Below are 22,060 nucleotides of genomic sequence, written 5' to 3' on the forward strand. Positions count from 1 at the left end.
GTGGAGGATCTGGCGCGGGTCGTGCGGCATCGGGCGGAGCTGACGCAGGAGTTGCTGGCCTACTTCGGGTCGATGGCCGAGATCGAATTGGCGCCGGATGACGACATTTTCGCGCTCGGACTGGTGAATTCACTACGGGCGCTGGAGATTGTCGTGCACGTGGAGAACACCTACGGGATCTTGGTCGATGTCGATGATCTCGAGCTCGACAACTTTCGGAGTGCCGCGCGTGCGGCGGCCTTCGTTGTCCGCAAGCAGGGCGGGGACGGCCACTCGTGATCGACGTGGACGACCTCGTGCAGGCTGCGGCCCGCGATGCGGCACGGTGGGATCGAGACGGTCTGCCCGACGAGATGATCGAGCTTGCGGCTCGGAATGGGCTGCTGGGCGCGGATCGGCCCGCGTGCTTCGGTGGTGCCGAACTCGATGCGCGGGAGCTCGGGCGATTGGCCGCGACGCTCGGGCACGCGTGCACCAGCCTGCGTTCGCTGGTGACTGTGCACGGCATGGTGGCCGCCGCGGTGGATCGGTGGGGTACGGCCGCGCAGCGGGAGGCATGGCTGCCCCGGCTCACCACCGGTGAGATCATCGCCGCGCTGGCGGCGACCGAAGCCGGAGCCGGAACCGAGTTGTCGGCTGTCGCTGCGGCTTTCGAGCCCGACGGCACGGATATCCTGGTGTCCGGTACCAAGCTGTGGGTGACCTTCGGTCAGCGTGCGGACGTCTACCTCGTGCTCGGTAGAGCGCCCGGTGGACTGTGTGCAGCACTGGTGGATCGGGACCGGCCCGGTGTCGGTGTGGAACCCGCCGAGAGCGGTCTCGGGTTTCGCGGTGCGCGGCTGGCGACCGTCCGGTTCGACCGCGTGCGCATACCCGCCACCCAGCTGATCGCACCACCGGGGTTCGGTCTGTCCCATGTCCTCGGCACCGCATTGGATCACGGTCGCTACACCGTCGCCTGGGGTGGTGTCGGGCTGGCCCGCGCCTGCCTCGGCGATGCGGCCGCCCATGCGGTCACCCGCGTCCAGGGCGGCACCGCGCTGGCCGAACATCAGCTGATCCGCGCCACGCTCGGCCGCTGCTGGGCGGATGTGGAAGGTGCGCAAGCCCTCTGCGAACGCGCGGCCGATGCGCGGATAACGGGATCGCCCCAGGCGCTGATCTTCACGATTGCCGCCAAATACGCCGCCGCCGGTGTCGCGGCGACGGTCAGCGAACGGGCCGTGCAGGTACTCGGCGCGGCGGGCTGCGCACCGGACAGCCGGATCGGCCGCTTCTATCGCGACGCCAAAGTCATGCAGATCATCGAGGGAGCACAGGAGGTCGCCGAGGTGGCCATGGGCGAGCACGTCATGCGGGGTGCGCGATCATGAACGAACGCGTGCTACTGGGTCCGGTCGCGACCTGGTTCCCGGACCAGACCGCCGCGGTCGCCACGCTGGCGGAATTGGCCGGTCTGCCTGCGAACCGCCGGGAACACGCCCTGGCCCTGGGCATCGACACGGTGCGCACCGCTGACGGCATGACCGAGGTCGATCTCGCCGCCGAGGCGGCCCGCGCGGCGCTGGACGAGGCCGATCTCGCGGCCGCCGATCTGGACGCGCTGATTCTGGTCACCGGCCGCGCGCCGCAGTACCTGCTCGCCTCGGAGGCGACCCGGCTGCAACACCGGATCGGCGCGGCCCGCGCCTTCACCACGGCGGCCGGGGACCTCGGCTGCGTATCCGTCTCCGCCGCACTGACTCTCGCCGCGAGCCTGGTTCGCGCGGATGCCCACTGCCGCAATGTCCTGGTGGTCACAGCCGCCAAGACGCCCACCCGGAATCGCTACCGCGCTCCCATGACATTGCTCGGTGACGGTGCGGCCGCACTGCTGGTCACCACCTCCGGCCCCGGCCGCTGGGAGTTCGTCGACCAGATCGTGCGCAGCGAAGGCAAATACGCGGACCTGTTCCGCATCGACTACCGCGATATCGGCTCCGGCGACTGGGCCGAGGTGTGCGCGGACGAGTCCACCTACTCGTTCCGGCTCGCGGTCGAGAGCAAGAAGCGATTCGACGCCATTGTTCCGGAACTGCTGCGACGCAATGGCATTCGAGACGGAGAGGTGGGACAGATCCTCATGCAGAACCTGTCGGCCGGCGCCTTCGCCTTCTGGGAGGAGGCCCTGGATCGCCCGGTCGACAAGGTCTGCCGAACCAATCTCGCGGCCTACGGCCACCTGGGCTCGATGGACATGCTGGTCAATCTGGAGGCCGCCGCGGCCACCCGCGCGACCGGTGCGTACGCGCTGCTGTTGAACAGCAGCCCGGTTGCCGCGTGGAGCGCCGGCCTGCTGCGGAGGGTGTAATGGCGGCGACAGTGAAATGCCTGGTCTGGGATCTCGACGATACGGTGTGGCCCGGCGTTGTGCTGGAGTCGGACGGCGGTGCGCCGAAACCGGAAGTGCTGCGGACGATCCGGACACTGGATGAACGCGGCATCCTGCACGCCGTCGCAAGTCGTGGCGAACCAGAGGTTGCCACAGCGCATTTGCGCATGCACGGTATCGAGGACATGTTCTCGGTCGTCGAGATCGGCTGGGGTCCCAAGTCGGAGGCCATTCGCCGGATCGCGGAATCCCTCGATATCGGCCGGGACACGATGGCATTCGTCGACAATGATCCGGTCGAGCTGGCGGAGGTGGCCGCCGCCCTCCCGGAAGTCCGGTGCTATTCCGTCGACCGGATCGCCGAACTCCCGGACCTTTCCGAATTCATGTCGGCCACAACGACATCCGAGGCACGGCAGCGCCGGTTGCTATATCGCGCGGAACGGGAGCGCAAAGCATCCGAAGCCGAATTCAGCGGCTCGGACGCGGATTTCCTGGCCTCGCTGGATCTGGTCATGACCGTCGGCGAGGCGACCGAGGCGGATCTGGCTCGCGCACACGAGCTGACCGAACGCACCCACCAGCTCAATACCACCGGCGTCACCTTCGACATGGACGAACTGCGGGCATTGTGCGCGTCCCCGCGTCACCAGGTGCTCGTCGCTTCCCTGACCGACCGTTTCGGCGGCTACGGCACGATCGGGCTGGCGGTGACCGAACAGCGAGGCCCCGATGCGGTTCTGCTCCTGCTGCTCATGTCCTGTCGTGTCATGTCGCGCGGCGTCGGCACGACTCTCATCGCCGAGGTGGTGCGGCGTGCCCACGCGGCCGGTTTGCGGCCCGCGGCGGAATTCGTTGCCACACCACGGAATCGGGTCATGCTCGTGACCTTGCGCTTCGCCGGCTTCGAAGTGGCCGAGAAGGACGGAGATCGCATCCTGCTCGTCTGCACCGTGCCAGCCGAAAACATCGGCGGCACCGGCCATGTCGAGGTGGTTCGATGAGCGTGGATCTGCTCGGCGGCCTGATGTGCCAGTTCGAGCGGGTGCCCGATCGTCTCGCGGTCGTGGTCGGGGACCGGTCTCTCACCTACCGCGAACTGGACACCGCGACAATGGCTCTCGCACGCCGGCTGCTCGTGGCCGGGGTGCGGCCCGGGCAGACGGTCGTCGTCTACCAGCGGCAGAACCTGGACACCGTGATCGGCATGATCGCAGCCCTGCGCGTCGCCGCGGCCTGGTGTGTCATCGAACCCGGCCACGGCGGCGAGTCGTCGCTCGGCGCGGTGCTGGAGGCGCTGGACTGTGCCGCGGTGATCATCGACGGGCGGGATCCGCTCACTCCGGGCGATGCGGCGACGGCGCTGGCGGACGCGACGAATGGTCCAGCGGTGATCGACATCGCGGCGCGGGTGGATCCACCCGAGATCCCGCTGCCCGGCCCGCCGCCGCGGCTCGCCCCGGCCTACGCCATCACCACCTCCGGCTCCACCGGTGCTCCGAAGGCGGTGGTCGTGTCCCGCGCGAACCTCGCCACCCAGATCGGGTCCCGGAACAATGCGCACACCGACGGTGCGCTGGTCACCTTCTCGGCCCTGCGGCTGATCTGGGACGGTTCCCTGCTGGGTGTGGTCTGGCCGCTCGCGGTCGGCGGCATCAGCGTGTTTCCCGACTTCCGGATGGTGCGCGATATCGACGCCGTCGCCGAACTCGCTCGGAGCCGGGGTGTTTCGCATTTCATCGCGACGCCGTCGTTCTATCGGCTGGCGCTGCCGCGGCTGGCCGAGCTGAGGCCGACGCTGCGGACGGTGGTCCTGATGGGAGAGGCGGTCCCGCCGCGCCTGGTGGACGAGCACCGCGAAGTTCTGCCCGCCGTGGCGCTGCACAACGAATACGGCCCCACCGAGGCGACGATCACCTGTATCGGCCCGTACGTCGCGGACACGCCGCGGCCGGTCGTCCCGATGGGAAAGCCCGCCGCGGGCACGACAGCTCATCTCCTGGACGACAAGCTGCGCCCCGTGAGCCGCGGCACTCGCGGCGACCTGTACCTGGGCGGCGGGCAGATCGCCGACGGCTATGCGGCCCGTCCCGGACTGACCGCGACTCGATTCGTGGCCGACCCCTTCGCCACCGAACCGGGTGCTCGCATGTACTTCACCGGCGACCTCGCCCTTTCGGACGCGAACGGCGACATCGAATTCCACGGCCGGGCCGACGATCAGGTGAAGGTTCGCGGCGTGCGGATCGAACGCGGCGCGGTGGAGGCGGTGCTGGAAGACCATCCCGCCGTGCGTGAAGCGGTCGTGCTGCCCGTCGCCGATGTCGACGACTCGGTGTACCTGGCCGCCTTCTGGGTGCCTCTGGGCACCGCGGCGACCACGCCCGCATCGAGCGCGCTGGCCCGATTCTGCGCTGAACACCTGGTGTCGGAAGCGGTTCCGGCACGGTTCGTGACCGTCGATGCCCTTCCCATCACGCCGGGCAGCAGCAAGCTCGACGAGGCGGCGCTGCGCGCGCTGCTGACCGGTTCGACGGTCCGGCAGGCGGTGTCGCGGGACGACTGGACCGAGACCGAGCGTGCCCTCGGCGAGATCTGGTCGGAGGTGCTGCTGCACGACGAATTCGATCGCGCGGACCGCTTTCTCGACGTGGGCGGCAACTCCCATCGCGTGGTCGCCTTGCATGTGCGCCTGCAGGCGCGCTGGCCGGGCACCATCTCGGTGGGCCTGCTGTTCGATCTGGACACCGTGGCCGCGCAGGCGGCCGCACTGCCCGCGGATCCGCTACACCCCGCCACACCGGCGGACGTTCCCCTGGCATTCGAAGTGTGAAGGACATCGTGACCGCACTCGCACCACGCGACGGCGACATCGCCGTCATCGGTATCGGCGCGCGTTTCCCGGACGCGGCGAACCTCGACGAGTTTCGCGAGAACCTCGCCGCCGGAAGGGATTCGATCGGCCCGATGCCGGAGTCTCGTGCCTCGGCGACCGCCCTGGACCGCCGCGTCCGGTACCTGCCCATGGGGCACCTCACCGATATCCACACCTTCGACTACGCGTTCTTCGGCCTGTCCAAACGCGAAGCGGCCCTGATGGATCCGCAGCAGCGGATCGCCCTGGAGCTGGCGCACCGCGCCATCGAGGATGCCGGCTACGCACCCGCCACCCTGCGCGCGGCCACCACCGCGGTGGTGTTCAGCGCGCCCATGCCCAGTTATCACGCCATGGCCGTCGACCCGGGCCCCCTCGCCATGCTGGGCAATCTGCCCTTCGGCGTCCCCGCCCGTATCGCGCACCTGCTCGGCTTCGACGGCCCCTGCTACGCCGTCGACAGCGGCTGCAACGCCTCCCTCATCGCCGTCCACCACGCCTGCCGCGAATTGCGCGGCGGCGACGCCGACTACGCGCTGGCCGGCGGAGTCAGTGTTCGCGCGCACGGCGCTCCGGCCTGGGCCGTGCAAACCATGACCGAGATCGCCTCGCCGGGCAGCCGGGTCCGAGCCTTCGACGCCGACGCCGACGGCACAGTCCCCGGCGAAGGCGGTGCGGCGCTGCTGCTGACCACGCTCGAGCGTGCCCGCGCCGACCGCGCTCCGGTCTACGCGGTCATCCGGGGCAGCGCCGTCCTGCACAACGGTCATTCCGCCGCAACCATCAGCACCCCCAGCGCCGCCGCGCAGGCCCGGGTCATCGCGCGCGCCTGGCGCAAGGCCGGTGCCGATCCCCGTGATGCCGGATACCTCGAAGCCCACGGCTCCGCCACCCGGCTGGGCGACGCCGTCGAACTGGAGGGCCTGCGCACCGCGTTCGCCGAGCGCGCCACCGCCCTCCCGATCGGATCGGTGAAGACCAATATCGGCCACCTCGATCACGCCGCCGGTGTGGCCGGCCTGGTGAAGGCCGTCCTGTCGGTCGCCGACGGACAACTCTTCCCATCTCTCCACTTCCACCGTCCCACTGGCGATCTCGACTTGGCCGCGGCCGGCCTCGAGGTGGTCACGCAACCGAGGCCGTGGCGGAGCGACGGCCCGCGCCTGGCGGGTGTCAGCTCCTACAGCCTCGGCGGCGCCAACGCCCACTGTGTCGTGCAGCAGGCCCCCGATGCGGTACCGCAGCCGGAAGCAGAACCGGCCGAGGCGAGTCGCGAGCCGGTGCCCCGGCTGATCGGGGTTTCGGCGCGGACCGCGACGGCGCTCGCGGACCTGTGCGGCTCGTTGGCGGGGCGTATGCGGGACGAGACGATCGATCTCGCGGATGTGGCGTTCACGCTCGGCCGGGGCCGTGCGCACTTCGGCCATCGCATCGCGGTATATGCGAGCAGCACCACGGAATTGGCCGATCTGCTCGAAACGCGCGGCGCTGCCGTCGATTCGGACGGTGTGCAGCCGGTCGCGCCGCGAGTGGCGCTGTTGCTCTCGCCGGGTGCGCTGCCGACCGGGCAAGACCGCATCGCACTGCCGGAACAGCTGCCCGCGACCGGGGAGACGGCCGAAGTGCTCGCGGCACAGCTCGCGGTGCACGATCGATTGCGTGCCTGTGGGATTCAGTTCGTGGCCGTGCTCAGCGGGGGCGCGTCGAAGTTCGCGGCACGCTATCTGCTCGGGTCGCGAGAGCCTGTCGACCCGGGCGAATTGGCTGTCGCCGCGGAGACGCCCGCGGTGGACCGGTCGCGTCTGCTCGCGGCGGCGGACATGCTGTTGCGGGATGGGCCGGTCGTCTTCGTCGATCCCAGCCGGGACGGCATGCTCGGGCGGTACCTCACCGAGGATCTCGCGGGTCGCGCGGATGCCGAGATCCTGTTCGGCTCGGCCGATTCCGCGGGGGCGCTCGGCATCCTGGGGCGGCTCTACGAGCGTGGAGTGGATCTCGACTGGGCGCGGGTGCAGGACGGGGACGGTCGCAGGATGCGGTTGCCCGGGCACCCGCTGCGCGGCACCCGGTGCTGGGTTGAACTGCCCACTGCGGCGCAGCATGCCGAGATCGCGTCCGAGCCCCTCGAAGCTGTCGCCGCGCCCGAGCGTCCGGTGGTCGCCGTGCCGTCGGACGCGGCGGAGTGGTTGCGCGCAGTGCTGCGCGAACTGTTGCACGCGGAGAACGAAATCGGGCTGGATGACGACTATTTCGATGTGGGCGGCAATTCGATCATTGCCGTGCAGTTGGTCGAGCGGGTGGAGGAGGCATTCGGATTTCGGCCGAAACTGCTCGATGTATACGAGCGGCCCAAGGTGGCCGAGTTCGCGGACCTGCTGCGGGAAGGGGCGCGCCCGGCGCCCGAGGTGATGTCGGGAGCGCGCGGGCTGCCGGCCATTACGCGCACCGACGAGCTGGTCATGTCGCCCGGGCAGGAACGGATGTGGTTCCACCATCAGCTTGTTCCGGACACCACGCTCTACAACTATCCGGTGGTCAACGTTCTGCGCGGGCCGATCGACGTCGACGCGGTCAAGGGAACATTCGAGGATTTCGCGGAGCGACACGAACCGCTGCGCTACAACCTCGTCGAGGTCGACGGTGCGCCGGCGGTGCGAGTGCGGCCCGCTCTCGGCGAGTTCTTCAGGGTCGTCGATGTGTCTGGTGCAGCCGATTCGGTCGCCCGGGCGCGCGAGCTGATCCGGGAGGCCGCGGTCCGGCCGTTCGATCTGGGCCGCGACCCCATGGTGCGGGTGCTGGTGGTCGAGCTCGCTCCGGAAATGCATGTGCTGCAGGTGGTGTGCCATCACTGCGTCACCGACGGTCAGACGCCGGGGATCCTCGCGCGGGAGATTCCGGTGCTCTACGCCGCCCGGCGGGAGGGGCGCACGGCCGAGCTGGAACCGCTGCCGATCCGCTACCGCGACTACGCGCGCTGGCACCGGGAGCTGCTCGACTCGGGCGCGCTCGACAATGAGCTCGAATACTGGATGCATATGCTGCGTGGCGCGCCGAAACTGCGGCTGCCCACCGACTTCCCGCGGCCGGCGCGCAAGACGTTCGCCGGTGAGCTGGAGCCGTTCACGGTGCCGGCGACACTGCTCGCCGCCGCGCGCACGGTCGCGAAGCGGGAGTCGGTGTCGCTGTTCGTGGTGCTGCTGTCCGCCTTCTATCTGCTGCTCGCCCGGCGCAGTGGTCAGCGCGACCTCGTCGTCGGCACGCCGACCACCGGCCGCACCCGCCGCGAGCTGGAAGGGCTCATCGGCTTCTTCAACAGCACCGTCGCGCTGCGCGCCAACCTCTCCGGTCCCGCGACGCTGGGCGATCTGCTCGAACGAGTGCGTGGAATCGTGCTGGGCGCGTTGGAGAATCAGGAGATCCCGTTCGAGCGGGTGGTCAATGCCCTCGACGATCAGCGCGACATGTCCCGCACCCCGATCTTCGATGTGCTCTACGTCCACCAGGACCTCACCGGCGCCGGATCGGTCAACCCGCTCGGCGGCGGGGCGACGGAGTTCTTCGATTCGGAGCACACCATTCACAATGCCTTCGGCGGATTGCCGCCCGGCACAGCGAAATTCGACCTCAGCCTGATCACCTACGATCGTAGCGACGACCTCGACATGCTGGCCTGCTTCGAGTACAGCACCGAGCTGTTCACGCAGCGCACCGCCGCGGGGTTGGCCGCGGCCTACCTCGAGATCCTCACCGAGGTCGTGGAGTCGGCTCCGGATCGGTCGATCGAGGAGCTGCTTGTCACCGTGCCTCCGTCTGCCGGCGTGGGTGCGGCCGAACAGGCTGTGGTACTGGATATTCCGACAGACCGGCCGCGCGGATCCGGCTCGGCCCGATACACGCCGGGGACGGTGCGCGAGCGGCTCGATGCCGCGCCGGGCGATGCGGACCTGCTCGCCGCCTGGGCGGCACTGCTGAGCTGGTACTCCGGCTCCGATGACGTAGTGGTCGGCTCGGCGACCGGCACCGCCCGAATGAACTTCGCCGACGAACCCACCGGGGCCGAACTGCTCGAACGAACCGCCGCGGAGTTGGCCGCGTCGGCGCAGGGTGACAGCCCTGCCGAGGCCATCTGGTTCGGCTCTACCCCGCCGGACACTGCGGAACTGGCGCTCGACCGCGAGTCCGGTGACCGCGCAGTCCTGGAACTGGTCTACGCCACAGAACTTTTCGACGAATCGACCGCACAGCAGATGCTCTCGGATCTGACCCGGCTGCTGCACGGCCTGGTGGAGACACCGAACGATCCGGTGCCGGACATCGCGTTGCGCTGCATCGCGGAAGCGGAGGTGATCCGATGACCGGAGTCGTAGCAGTGATCGGCGCGGGCACCATGGGTGCCGGCATCGCACAGTGCCTCGCGCAGGCGGGACGCGATGTCATCGTGGTCGAACCCGATCCGGCCGCCGTGGAGCGAGCGCGCCGTGGCCTGAACGAAGCGGTGCGCCTGGCGCTGCTGCTGGGCCGCGGTGACCGGCGGACGGCGCTCGAGGCTGCCGGCCGGGTGCGCTGGACCGACCGTCTCGATGACCTCGACGCGGTCGAGTTCGTCATCGAGTGCGCGGTCGAGCGGATCGAATTGAAGGAGACACTCTTCGCCGAACTGGACCGCGCCTGCCCGGCCGACGCCGTGCTCGCCTCCGCGACGTCGGCTATCCCCATCGCCCGGCTGGCCGCCGCGACCGGTCGCCCGGATCGCGTGCTGGGTCTGCACTTCATGAACCCGGCCCCACTGACCGATGCGGTGGAAGTCGTTCGCGGGGCACAGACCTCGGCCGACACCATGGCGCGCGCCACCGAACTGCTCACCGCTCTCGGCAAGGAATCGCTCGTCGTCGACGACCGCCCCGGGTTCGTCATCAACCGCCTGCTCATGCTGAGCATCGCGCAAGCCGCCGCCACCCTCGAGACCGGCACCGACGCCGCGACGGTGGACGCCCTCTTCGAACGCTGCCTCGGCCACCGCATGGGTCCGCTGCGCACCGCCGACCTGATCGGCCTGGACAACGTGGCCGACACCATCGAGGTGCTGCGGCGCGAGACCGGCGAGGACCACTACCGCATTCCGCCCGCGCTCGCGACGCTCGTCGCCGCAGGACATTTCGGCCGCAAGACCGGACAAGGATTCCATGACTACCGTTGAGACCACCCGCACCGCGACGGCCGAACCGCAGGTTCCGAGCGATGCGCAACGCGCCGCCCTCGCGGCCGGTGATCACTATGTCGACCTGTACATCGAACTGACCGGCTGGGTGGACGCGGAGCTCCTGCGCCGGGCGGTCGACACCGTCGTGACGGAATGCCCGGTGCTGCACAGTGTGTTCCGTGCCGACGCCGGCGCGATCCAGGTGTGCGAGAACCCGCCCGTATCGACCGCCGTGCTCAGCGTCGACGGGGCTGGTCCGGGAGATTTCGTCGCCGAGTGGATCGCCGAAGAACGTGCGTGCCGAATGGATATCGCGCATGGGCCGCTGTACCGGCAGGTCGTCTTCCGATTCCCGGATGGCCGGCTCGGCTGGTACCAGCGCTATCACCGTCTGGTCAACGACTACCCGGGAGCGCTCGCGATTCTCGCCCGAGTGCGTGATCTACTGGACGGCGCGCCCACAACCCCCGGCGCGAATCCGCCGTTCGGTACGACAGCCGACCAGCTGGAAAATGAACGCCGATATCGCGAATCGGGAGCGTGGTCCGCCGACCGGGACTACTGGGAGCAAACTCTCGCCGACGCCGCCCGGCCCGTCCCTCCCGCCGCGGGTATCGCGGGTCCTACCAGCGGTACTCCGGATGAGGCGGTCTGGGCAGCGGTGGGAGCATCGGCGGAACTCACCAGGGCCGCGCGTGTGTGCGGGGCCGGTGCGCCCGCGGTGGTGCTGGCCGCGTTGGCCGTCTACGCGTCTCGCATGGCGTCCTCGGGGGAGTGCGTGGTCGCACTCGATACCGGGGAAACCACTGTGCCGCTGCGGATTCTGGTCACGGCCCAGGCCGGGTTCTACTCGATCGCCAAACAGGTGGGGCGGGAGCTGCGCAAGGCACGGAGACTCAGGTTCATTCCCGATATCGATGAGCCGTGGGTGGATTCGCCGGTGCACGGGCAGTGGCCGCTCGCGGTACGCATGCTCGGCGGTGCGGCGATCGACGGTCTCGGCACGGCATCGGTGACCGAGTGTTTCGGGAGCGGCGACGAGTTCACCGTGTGCGTCGATGATCAGGCGACCGGTGGATGGCGGATCGCCGTTGCCGGAGCGCATCGTTCGCACCGGGACCGGCTGGTTCGGCTGTTGGAGCAGTTGGTCCGCACGCCGCATACGCCCATTGCCCGGATCGATATCGCCGCACCGGGGGAGATCGAGCGTCTCATCGGCAGTCCCCCCGCCGATGTGGTCGCAGCGTCCACGACACTCGCGGCTCTGTTCGCCGAGCAGGCGGACCGGTCGCCGGAGGCGTCGGCGATCGTCGGACGCGATACCCGCATGACCTACGCGGACCTGCACTGTGACTCGAATCGCCTGGCGCGCAGGCTGATTACCCTCGGCGTCGGGCCGGAACAAGTGGTGGCGCTCGCTTTCGGGCCATCGGGCGAACAGATCCTCGCGGTGCACGCGGTGCTGGCAACCGGCGCCGCATACCTGCCGCTGGACCCGGAGCATCCGCGTTCGCGTCATGCTCAGGTGCTCGATATCGCACAGCCGGTGTGTGTCCTCACCACGCGGCGGGACGGATTCGACGCTCCCGATGGAGTCCGGGTGATCCACATCGACGAACTCGACCTGGCCGCCGAGTCGGGCGCCACGGTCACCGATGAGGATCGCATCGCCCCGCTGCGTCCGGAAAACCTGGCGTACGTGCTGTTCACGTCGGGCTCCACCGGGCAGCCGAAGGGCGTGGGCGTCACCCACGCGGCCGTGTGCACTCATCTCGCCTGGATGCAGCACCTGCACCGCCTCGACGACAGCGACACAGTCGTGCGCAAGACCGCCCTGACGTTCGATGTCTCGGCCTGGGAAGTGTTGTGGCCGTTCACGGTCGGTGCTCGGGTCGTGGTCGCCGGGCCGGGTGCGCACGGCGATCCCAGCGAGCTGGCGCGAGCGATCATCGAACACGATGCCACCACGGTGCAGTTCACGCCGTCCACGCTCGCGGCACACCGGCAGGCGGTGGCCGCGCCGATGGCGCCGAGTGTGCGTCGCATACTGCTTGCCGGCGAGGCGCTCACGCCCGCACTCGCCGCAGCTCTGCCGACCGTCGCTCCGGGCGCCCGCTACGACAATCTCTACGGTCCGACCGAGGCGACAGTTGCCGTCACCCGGCACGCGATCGGCGAGAACGGCATTGCCGCAGTGCCCATCGGTGCACCCGCGTGGCATGTCCGTGCCCACGTGCTGGACGCATTTCTGCGGCCCGTTCCGGCGGGCGTGCCGGGCGAGCTCTATCTCGGTGGCGCGACGCTCGCGCGCGGCTACGTGCGCCGGGCGGGGCACACCGCCACACGTTTCGTCGCCGACCCGTTCGGTGATTCCGGGCAGCGGCTCTACCGCACCGGTGACATCGTGCGGTCCACCGGTCACGGAGAACTGGAGTACCTCGGCCGTAGCGACTTCCAGGTGAAGCTTCGCGGTGTGCGCATCGAACTCGGTGAGCTCGAATCGGTGCTCGCCGCACAGGAATCCGTGGCCCAGGCGGTTGCCATCGTTCATGACGGCAACCATGCCGACGGGGCCGGTGGTCGCCTGATCGCCTATGTCACCCCGGCCGCCGGGCACAGCATCGATCCGGACGCTCTGGACCAGCGGTTGCGTGCGGTACTGCCCAGGCACCTGGTGCCCGCCGTGATCATCGGTCTACCCGCGCTGCCGGTGAACCGTTCCGGCAAGGTGGATCGAAAGGCCCTGCCCGCACCCGATGTCGAGACGGTGGCCTTCCGGGCCCCGCGCACCGACACCGAAACCGCGCTCGCCGCCGCCTACGCCGAGGTGCTCGGCCGAGACGGCATCGGTGTGGACGAATCCTTCTTCGCGCTCGGCGGCGACAGCATCATGTCGATCCTGCTGGTGTCGCGGGCACGGTCGCGCGGCATCGCGGTGACCGCGCAACAGGTCTACGAGCACCGCACCGTCGCCCGCCTGGCGGCCATTGCCGAAACCGCGGGCGGAGAGGAGATTCCGCCGTTCGCCGAACTGCCGGGCGGCGGTGTCGGCGAATTGCCGCTCAACCCGGTCCTCCGGTTCCTGGTCGAGCGTGGTGGCAGCTTCGACCGTTTCTGCCAGTCCATGACACTGGACCTGCCGACCGGAATCGACCGTGGCGCACTGATTTCCACCATCACCGCAGTCGTCGATCACCACGACATGCTGCGCTCGCGGCTCTACCGCGACGGCTCGGGGGACTGGCATGCACGGGTCACGCCGCCGGGCAGCGTCGATGTGGACTCCCTCATCCACCAGGTTGCCTACGACGCCGACCTCACCGGTGATGAACTCCGGGCACTCGCCGAAGCCGAACTGAACTCGGCCATCGATCGGATCGACCCGTCCGTCGGCGCGGTACTGCGGTTCGTCTGGCTGACACCGGATTCGGGCACCGCCCCCGGAATGCTCGTCATCGCCGCCCACCACATCGCCGTCGACGGCGTCTCCTGGCGAATCCTGTTGCCCGACTTCATTGCCGCATGGGCGGCGGTCGCGGCGGGGAACACCCCGCGGCTGCCCGCGGTCGGAACATCGATGCGCCGATGGGCGCACGCGCTCGTCGACACCGCGCACACCGAGGCGCTCACCGCCGAGCTGCCGCTCTGGCGCGAGATCGTCGAGGGCCCGGCGCCGTTCTTCGGCGAGCGGCCCTTCGATCCGCACCGCGATATGGCAGCCGACGTAGCGCACACCTCCGTCGAACTCGACGAACACGATACCGCCGCCATCCTCACCGCCATTCCGGAGCGCTACCGGGCCCGCGTCGCGGACGCGCTGCTGACGGCACTCGCGCTGGCGGTGACGCGCTGGCGGTCGCGACGCGGCGAGGACGAGCGGTCGGTGCTGCTGCGCCTGGAAGGCCATGGCCGCGAACAGGATGCGGTGCCCGGGACGGAACTGTCTCGCACCGTCGGCTGGTTCACCTCCATCGTCCCGGCACGGCTGGACCTGACCGGAGTGGATCTCGACGACGCCTTCGGCGGCGGCCCGGCCATGGGAGTCGCGATCAAGGCCGTCAAGGAACAGCTGCGGGCAGCGCCGCACAATGGCTTCGGCTACGGCCTGCTCAGATACCTGAACGAGGACACCGCCGCCGCACTGCCGCCGGGCGAACCGGGGGAGATCTCGTTCAACTACTTCGGGCACATCACCGGCCTCGACATTCCGGAGGAGCTCGCCGGAATCGGCTTCCTGCCCTCCACCGACTTCGGCATGCTGGCCATTCGTCCCGACGCCGGCCGTGGCGCGCTGGGTGCCGTGGAAGTGGATTCCATCGTCCTCGGCCACCGTCTGGTGACCGGCTTCGGTTATGCGCGTGGCATATTCGGCGAGGCCGCAGGCGAGGAACTGGTCGAGCTGTGGCGTGCGGCGCTCGGCGCCGTGGCGCGGCACGCGCGCGATCCCCGTACCAGCGGCGGATACACCCCGTCCGACTTCCCCCTGGTGTCCGTCACACAGGGCGACATCGACGTCTGGGAACAGCGGTACCCGACGCTGAGCGAGGTGTGGCCGGCCACGCCGCTGCAGTCCGGCATGATGTTCCACGCCCTGTTCGATCCGGACGCGGTCGACGTGTACACGGTGCAGCTGGTGCTGGGCCTGGAGGGCGTGGTCGACGCGTCGCGGCTGCGATCGGCCGCGGCGGCCGTGCTGGAGCGACATGCCAACCTGCGCACCGCCTTCGCGGTGGATGCCGCCGGGACGCCCGTCCAGATCGTCACCGATGATGTGGTCCTGCCCTGGCGCGAGGTCGACCTGTCCGGGGCGACCGGCGCCGGCGAGCGCCTGCTCACCGCCGAACGTACGATGCCGTTCGACCTCACCGCCCCGCCGCTGCTGCGCTTCCTACTGCTCCGCCTCGGCGACGGGCGGACCCGGTTCGCCGTGACCTGCCACCACGTGCTCCTCGACGGTTGGTCCATCCCGCTGCTGCTGCGCGAGATCATGGCCGGTTACGCCGGTTTCGCGGTCGAACCCCCGCCTCCTTACCGCCGCTATGTGGAATGGCTCGCCCGGCAGGACGACTCACTTTCCCGGCGGGTATGGGCCAAGGCGCTGGCCGGGGTCACGGAGCCGACACTGCTCGCGGACACCGCCGCGGTGCACGCCCCCACCGGGCTGCCCCGGGAGCGGGCGTTCGACCTGGACGAGGCGCAGACCCGGGCGCTGATCCGCCTGGCGGCCGAGTTCGAGGTGACGATCAATACCGTCGTGCAGGCGGCCTGGGCAATCCTGCTTGCGCGCACCACCGATCGCGACGACATCCTCTTCGGCACCACGGTCTCCGGCCGCCCCGCCGACCTGGCGGGCGTCGAGAACATCGTCGGATTGTTCATCAATACCATCCCGGTGCGCATTCGGCTGCCCCGGGGCGAGTCCGCGGGCGCGCTGCTGCGTCGCGTACAGCGTGAGCAGTTCGAACTCACGGCCCACCACCACCTGGGCCTGCCGGATATCGGCGCGCAGACCGGTGTCGGTGAGCGGAACCTGTTCGACACGCTGCTGGTCGTCGAGTCCTATCCCGTCGACGAGGCGAAACTGCGGTCGGATGCCCTCGCATTCGCCGGATTGGAGATCGGCGGATTCCAGTCCAGGGAGGCGACGCACTACGCGCTGACACTGACTGTCCGCCAAACCGATCGCCTGCACCTGCTGGCCGCCTGGTGGCCCGAGCTGCTCGACGCGGAGACCGTGTCTCTCTTGGGCGAACGGCTGACCCGGGTGCTGGCGGCGCTCGCCGCGAACCCGAATACCGCTGTGGCGGACATCGATCCGATCGGCGAGGCGGAACAGCGCCGGGTGCGGGACTGGCAGCGCCCCGCCGCGCCGGTGCCGGACGTGACGCTCGTGGACCTGTTCCGCGCCCGGGCCGCGGTGCGCGCGGATGCCGTCGCGGTGCGATTCGGCGACCGAGTATTGACCTATCGGGACCTCGACGAGGCATCCGATGACCTGGCCTGCGCTCTCACGGCGCGCGGCGTCGGCGTGGAATCACTGGTCGCCGTGGGTGTTTCACGCTCGGCGGAGCTGATCGTGGCGCTGCTGGGAGTGCTGAAATCGGGGGCGGGCTACGTCCCGCTCGACCTCGGTAATCCGGCGCAGCGGCTCGAATTCATTCTCGCTGAAACGAACCCGGTCTGCGTTGTGACCACCGCCGCCGACCGTGCGGCACTGCCCGCGGGTGACCAGCCGTACCTGGTGCTCGACAGTGTCGACCGCAGCGGCGCCGAAGTCGCCTCGGTCGCCTCGGGTCCGGACAATGTCGCCTACGTGCTGTACACGTCGGGTTCCACGGGCTATCCCAAGGGCGTGAGCGTGACGCATCGGAATGTCGTCGGCATGCTCGCCGCGACGCGGGATCTGGTCGATACCGACCACACCGATGTGTGGACCATGTTCCACTCGCCCGCCTTCGACTTCTCGGTATGGGAGATGTGGGGAGCGCTCGCGAGTGGTGGCACGCTCGTCATCGCGGACGCCGACGTGACACGTTCACCGGACGAGTTCGCCGAACTCATGGCCCGTGAGGGTATTACGGTGCTGAGCCAGACACCCTCGGCCTTCGGCGCACTGCTCGACACCGGCCTGTGCCGCGCCGTCGTGCCCGCGCTACGGCATATCGTGCTCGGTGGCGAAGCGCTGGATCCGCGTCTCCCGCGGGCGTGGTACGACACGGATCCGGCCGGGGAGGTCCGGATCTCGAATCTGTACGGCATCACCGAGGCGACGGTGCACGCCACGCACTTCGCGGTGGACCGTGCCCACGCCGGGTCGTCACCTGCCAGCGTTGTCGGTCGTGGCTTACCGGGAATGACGGTGCGCGTGCTGGATTCGTGGCTGCGGCCTACGCCTGTCGGCTCGCGCGGCGAGATCTATCTCACGGGAGCCCAGCTCGCCCGTGGTTATCGCGCCCGCCCCGCGACCACCGCGGAGCGCTACGTGGCGGATCCGTTCGGTCCACCCGGCACTCGCATGTATCGCACCGGCGATCTGGCGCGTTGGAATGGCGACGGGCAGCTGGAATACCTCGGCCGTAGCGACCAGCAGGTGAAGATTCGCGGCTACCGCATCGAACCGGGGGAGATCGAGGCCGCGCTGCTCGAACACGAGTCGGTGGCCCGGGCGGTCGTCGTGCCCCGGACCGGGGATTCCGGATCGGCGCGCCTGATCGCCTATGTGGTACCCGGCACTCATGATGCTCTCGCGGTCGAGACACTGGAAACGCATATCGCACAGCGTGTTCCCGTCTACATGCGACCGGCCGCCATCGTGCCGGTCGATACGCTGCCGCTGACCGGCAACGGCAAGCTCGACGTGGCCGCACTGCCCGACCCCGTCCTGGTGTCGCGCTCGGATCGGGCGCCGCGCACCCCCGCCGAACAGGTGGTGGCCGAGCTCTTCACCGAGGTGCTCGGCGTCGATCGGCCGGGTGTGGACGACTCGTTCTTCGCGCTCGGCGGGGACAGCATCATCTCCATTCAGCTGGCCTCCCGGGCGCGGGCTCGCGGCCTGCACTTCACGCCGCGCGAGGTGTTCGAGCGCCGGACCGTGGCCGGGATCGCCTCTGTGGCAAGGACACCGGAGGCGGCCGCGGACGCGCCTCGCCTGCTGCCGGAATTGCCCGGCGGCGGGATCGGTGAAATGCCGCTGACGCCCGTGGTCCGGTGGCTGACCGAACGTGGCGGCGGCTTCCGCCGGGTCGATCAGACCGTCACCGTCGAACTGCCCGCTCGGACCGGGCACGACGCTCTGATCCAGGCCGTCTCGGCGCTGATCGACCGCCATGACATGTTGCGCAGCAAGCTGTTCCGCGACGACTCCGGCGAATGGCGACTCGAAACCATGCCGACGGATGCGCTGGACGCGTCGGAACTGGTACACCGCTGCATCTTCGAGGATGCCGCGGACGCCGATACCCTGCGAGAGCTCATTGCCGCGGAACTCGACGCCGCGCTGGATCGCCTCGATCCGGCCGCCGGGGTGATGGCGCAGTTCGTCCGGCTCGATGCCGAGCGGGGGAGCGTGCCGGGCCGACTGATTATTTCCGTGCACCATCTCGCCGTCGACGGCGTGTCCTGGCGCATCCTGCTGCCCGACCTGTTCGCGGCCCTCGCGAATGCCGCGAATGGCGTCGTGCCGCGGCTGGATCCGGTCGGAACCTCCATGCGCCGCTGGGCGCACAGCCTGGTCGACGCCGCGCACGCACCGGATCGGGTCGCCGAGCTCGATTTCTGGCAGCAGGTCTGCGCGACACCGGATCCCCTGCTGGGCTCCCGGGCGCTGGACCCCGCCGTCGATACCGCCGCCCGGCTCGGGACGGTCGAAGTCGCCGCGGACGAAACAGTGACCGAGGCGCTCGTGCGGACCGTTCCCGCGCGCTTCCATGTGGGTGCCGACGAGGTCCTGATCGCCGCGCTGGCCGTCGCGCTCGCGGTCTGGCGTGCCCGGCGGGGCACGCACGCTCCGGTCTCGCTGCTGCGGCTGGAGGGCCACGGGCGCGAGGAACAGGTCGCGCCGGGCGCGGACCTGTCCCGCACCGTCGGCTGGTTCACCTCGCTGTACCCGGCTCGGCTCGATATCGGTGAGCTCGATATCGAGGCGGCATTGGCCGGGACCGATGCGACCGGTGCCCTGCTCAAGACGATCAAGGAACAGCTGCGTGCCATCCCTGATCACGGAATCGGCTACGGATTGCTGCGCTACCTGAATCCCGATGCCGCCCAGCAGCTCCCGGCGGCGACGCCCGGGCAGGTCGCCTTCAACTACCTGGGCCGCGTCGACGACCGCGGTGCGGACGTGCTCGCGACACCGGATGCCGACCCGGACCTGCCCGCGGCCGCCGCCATCGACGTGAACGCGATCGTGACGGGCACCCGGCTGCGCGCCGGATTCACCTATCCCACCACGCTTCTCGACGAGGCGATGGTCTCGGAGCTGGCGCGGCTGTGGGTGGCCGCGCTGGGAGCCATCGCCACGCACGCCCGGGATGAACGCGCGGGCGGGCACACGCCGTCGGACTTCCCGCTGGTGCGGGTGAGCCGTGACGACATCACCGGCTGGGAGCGGGATTATGGCCGGCTCACCGATGTGTGGCCACTCACACCTCTGCAGGCGGGGTTGTTGCTCCACGCCGTCATGGCCACGCCGTCCACTTCCGGCGTCGCCGACGTCTACAACGTACAGACGGTGGTGCGACCCGGTGGGGCGATCGACCGCGATCGGCTGCGACAGGCCGGGCAGGACATCCTGCAGCGCCATGCGAACCTGCGCGCGGCCTTCGTCTTCGACGATTCGGGCAAGCCCGTCCAGGTGGTGCCCGAAACAGCCGAACTGCCGTGGCGTGAAGTGGATCTTGCCACGGTGGACGATCTCGTGGAGCTGGCCGCACAGGAGCGTGCACGTCGATTCGATCCGGCCCGGCCACCGCTGCTGCGCTTCACGCTCGCGCGTGTCGCGGAGGCGGAGCCGGTGCTGATCGTGACCTACCACCACATCCTGTTCGATGGCTGGTCGGTGCCGCTGGTGCTGCGCGATCTGCTGGCGCTCTACGCCGGTGCATCGCTGCCCGCGCCGGACGGATCCTTCCGCGACTACCTCGCCTGGAACCACCACCGGGACGTGGCCGCATCCACCCGGGCGTGGCGGCAAGCCCTGGACGGTGTGGCCGAGCGGACCCTGGTCGCCCCGCCCACGCGCTTCCGCGAAAGTACGGTCACGACAGGGGAATACCGGTGGTCTCTGGATGCGGAGACCACCGGCGCACTCGTCGCGACCGCCGCCGAAATCGGTGTCACTGTCAACACCGTGGTGCAGGTGGTCTGGGCAATTCTGCTGGGGCGCAGGATCGGACGCCGTGACGTGGTCTTCGGCGCGACCGTCTCCGGTCGGCCCGCCGCACTGCCCGGCGTGGAATCCATAGTCGGACTGTGCATCAACACCGTGCCGGTGCGTGTGCGATTCGGTCCGCGCATGCCCGTGGCGGATCTGCTGCGCGCGGTGCAGGTCGAACAGGCCGAGATGATCGAGCACCACCAGCTCGGGCTGAGTGAGATCCACGCCGCCGCCGGCCTGCGCGACCTGCTGTTCGACACGGTGCTGGTCTTCGAGTCCTATCCGGTGGACGCCGAGCAACTCACCGCCGTGGTCGCCACCCTCGACGGCGTGACCGGCGGGCGCCTCGAACTCACCGACGCCACCCACTATCCGCTGTCGGTCACCGTCGATCCGGGACTCGAGTTGAGAGTTCGAATCGGTTATCTCCGAGACGTTTTCGATGAATCACAGGTCGCCGAGATCGGGGCCACCATGGAGGAACTGCTGACCGCCATCGCCCGCCGTCCACACGCGACCATCGAGGAGCTAGCATGACCCGGCGCCTACCGCTGACACGTGCGCAGCAACACGCCTGGGTCGCACAGCAACTCGACGACACCGGGCAGCGTCTGATCGTCGGCGGCTACGTGCAGATTCACGGCGCGCTCGACGAGGAGGTGTTCGAACGGGCACTGCGCCTCGTCACCGCCGGGGCGGAATCACTGCGCGTGCGCTTCGACACCGAGGCCGACGGATCGCTCGTGCAGGTGGTGGAGGAGGTGCCGGACTGGCCCTTGCACCGCACCAGCTTCCGCGCCGCCGCGGACGCGCACGGGGAGGCGTTGCGGTTCATGGAGGCGGCCCTGCAGCGGCCATTCGACCTGGGGCGGGCGCCGCTGTTCGAACACCATCTGCTCGATGTCGGCGAGGCGGGCACGCTGTGGTTCATCCGCTCACATCACATGGTGATCGACGGGGCGTCCTCGGCCGCCTTCATCCGGCGCGTCGCCGACACCTACACCGCGCTGCTCGACGGGCGTCCGGTGGAGGAATCGGTATTCGACCGGGTGGCGGATCTGGTCGCCGAGGACGAGCGGTTCCGGACTTCCACGCGGTTCGCGGCCGACCGCGAATTCTGGGCGCAGCGGCTCGCGATCGGCGGGTCGTACGAGCCACCGCAGTTCGCCGCAGCGCCGTCGGCCGCGGACGGCAATCGTTTCCTCCGGCAGGCCGGAGTGCTCGCCGAAGCCGAGTGGAAGACACTGCGCACCCGGGCGGATGCCACCGGGACCCCGTGGCCGGTGTGGATGCTCGCCGCCATCGCGTTGCTGCTGCACGCGGATTCGGGCACGCGCACGGTCACTGTCGGTTTGGCCGTACCCGCCAAACGCTCCCGGCACGCACTCGGCATGACGGCGAACATCCTGCCCCTGCGGATCACGGTCGACCCGGCCGCCACCCTCGGCGAGCTACTCGCCGCCGTGCGCGCCGAATCCCTGATCATCCTGCGCCATCAGCGTTTCCAGTACGGCGATATGCTCGCCGATCTGGGCGGGAGCGGGCTCGAAGGCGGCATCCTCGGGCCCACCGTCAATGTGATGCCCATGCAGAAGGATCTGCGCTTCGGAACCGAATCCGCCTCCCTGCGGCATTTGGCGGCCGGACGCTCGGACAATCTGAACATCAGCGTCTACGACAACGGCGATCCGGCGCTGTCAGTGGTGCTGGAATCGACGGCGTCGCGGTACTCCGATCGCG

The 22,060-nt window shown here is 69.4% G+C and carries 9 protein-coding genes (1 of these 9 cut by a window edge); all 9 read left to right on the plus strand.

Annotated elements, in window-relative coordinates; genetic code table 11:
- Tightly spaced (each overlapping or abutting the next), the 9 genes in view from ACIRRA_RS05910 to ACIRRA_RS05950 form a layout consistent with a single transcriptional unit that may run on beyond the window.
- Positions 1-279, plus strand: coding sequence for an acyl carrier protein (locus ACIRRA_RS05910; protein ID WP_402763630.1), 279 nt, complete (start codon positions 1-3; stop codon positions 277-279).
- Positions 276-1,373: an acyl-CoA dehydrogenase family protein gene (locus ACIRRA_RS05915; protein ID WP_402763633.1), complete on the plus strand. Its 1,098-nt coding sequence runs from the start codon at positions 276-278 to the stop codon at positions 1,371-1,373. Before ACIRRA_RS05910 ends, ACIRRA_RS05915 begins: the two co-directional genes overlap by 4 nt.
- On the plus strand, positions 1,370-2,350 hold the full coding sequence (locus ACIRRA_RS05920) for a 3-oxoacyl-ACP synthase (protein WP_402763635.1): 981 nt from the start codon (positions 1,370-1,372) through the stop codon (positions 2,348-2,350). The genes ACIRRA_RS05915 and ACIRRA_RS05920 overlap by 4 nt, the downstream gene beginning before the upstream one ends.
- Positions 2,350-3,375, plus strand: coding sequence for an HAD-IIIC family phosphatase (locus ACIRRA_RS05925; protein ID WP_402763637.1), 1,026 nt, complete (start codon positions 2,350-2,352; stop codon positions 3,373-3,375). The genes ACIRRA_RS05920 and ACIRRA_RS05925 overlap by 1 nt, the downstream gene beginning before the upstream one ends.
- On the plus strand, positions 3,372-5,204 hold the full coding sequence (locus ACIRRA_RS05930; protein WP_402763639.1) for an AMP-binding protein: 1,833 nt from the start codon (positions 3,372-3,374) through the stop codon (positions 5,202-5,204). The genes ACIRRA_RS05925 and ACIRRA_RS05930 overlap by 4 nt, the downstream gene beginning before the upstream one ends.
- Entirely contained in the window at positions 5,201-9,601 is a 4,401-nt protein-coding gene (locus tag ACIRRA_RS05935) for a condensation domain-containing protein (RefSeq protein ID WP_402763640.1), read from the plus strand. The genes ACIRRA_RS05930 and ACIRRA_RS05935 overlap by 4 nt, the downstream gene beginning before the upstream one ends.
- Positions 9,598-10,443 carry a 3-hydroxyacyl-CoA dehydrogenase family protein gene (locus ACIRRA_RS05940; protein ID WP_402763643.1) on the plus strand — a complete coding sequence of 282 codons (846 nt, stop codon included), beginning with the start codon at positions 9,598-9,600 and terminating at the stop codon, positions 10,441-10,443. The genes ACIRRA_RS05935 and ACIRRA_RS05940 overlap by 4 nt, the downstream gene beginning before the upstream one ends.
- The gene (locus ACIRRA_RS05945) at positions 10,430-20,857 is read left to right on the plus strand and encodes an amino acid adenylation domain-containing protein (RefSeq protein WP_402763646.1); all 10,428 of its coding nucleotides are present in this window, start codon (positions 10,430-10,432) and stop codon (positions 20,855-20,857) included. Before ACIRRA_RS05940 ends, ACIRRA_RS05945 begins: the two co-directional genes overlap by 14 nt.
- Positions 20,854-22,060: the beginning of an amino acid adenylation domain-containing protein gene (locus tag ACIRRA_RS05950; protein ID WP_402763649.1), read on the plus strand. It continues 6,350 nt past the right edge of the window; 1,207 of the gene's 7,557 nt are visible here — the first part of the coding sequence; its start codon is at positions 20,854-20,856; its stop codon lies beyond the right edge, outside the window. The genes ACIRRA_RS05945 and ACIRRA_RS05950 overlap by 4 nt, the downstream gene beginning before the upstream one ends.

Origin of the sequence: Nocardia sp. NPDC101769 (genome assembly GCF_044766925.1) — a bacterium.
GTDB lineage: Bacteria > Actinomycetota > Actinomycetes > Mycobacteriales > Mycobacteriaceae > Nocardia.

Bases quoted from the DNA above. Each gene is read 5' to 3' on its own strand.
- ACIRRA_RS05920 (WP_402763635.1), top strand. From the start codon at position 1,370: ATGAACGAACGCGTGCTACTGGGTCCGGTCGCGACCTGGTTCCCGGAC.
- ACIRRA_RS05930 (WP_402763639.1), top strand. From the start codon at position 3,372: ATGAGCGTGGATCTGCTCGGCGGCCTGATGTGCCAGTTCGAGCGGGTG.
- ACIRRA_RS05945 (WP_402763646.1), top strand. From the start codon at position 10,430: ATGACTACCGTTGAGACCACCCGCACCGCGACGGCCGAACCGCAGGTT.
- ACIRRA_RS05940 (WP_402763643.1), top strand. From the start codon at position 9,598: ATGACCGGAGTCGTAGCAGTGATCGGCGCGGGCACCATGGGTGCCGGC.
- ACIRRA_RS05925 (WP_402763637.1), top strand. From the start codon at position 2,350: ATGGCGGCGACAGTGAAATGCCTGGTCTGGGATCTCGACGATACGGTG.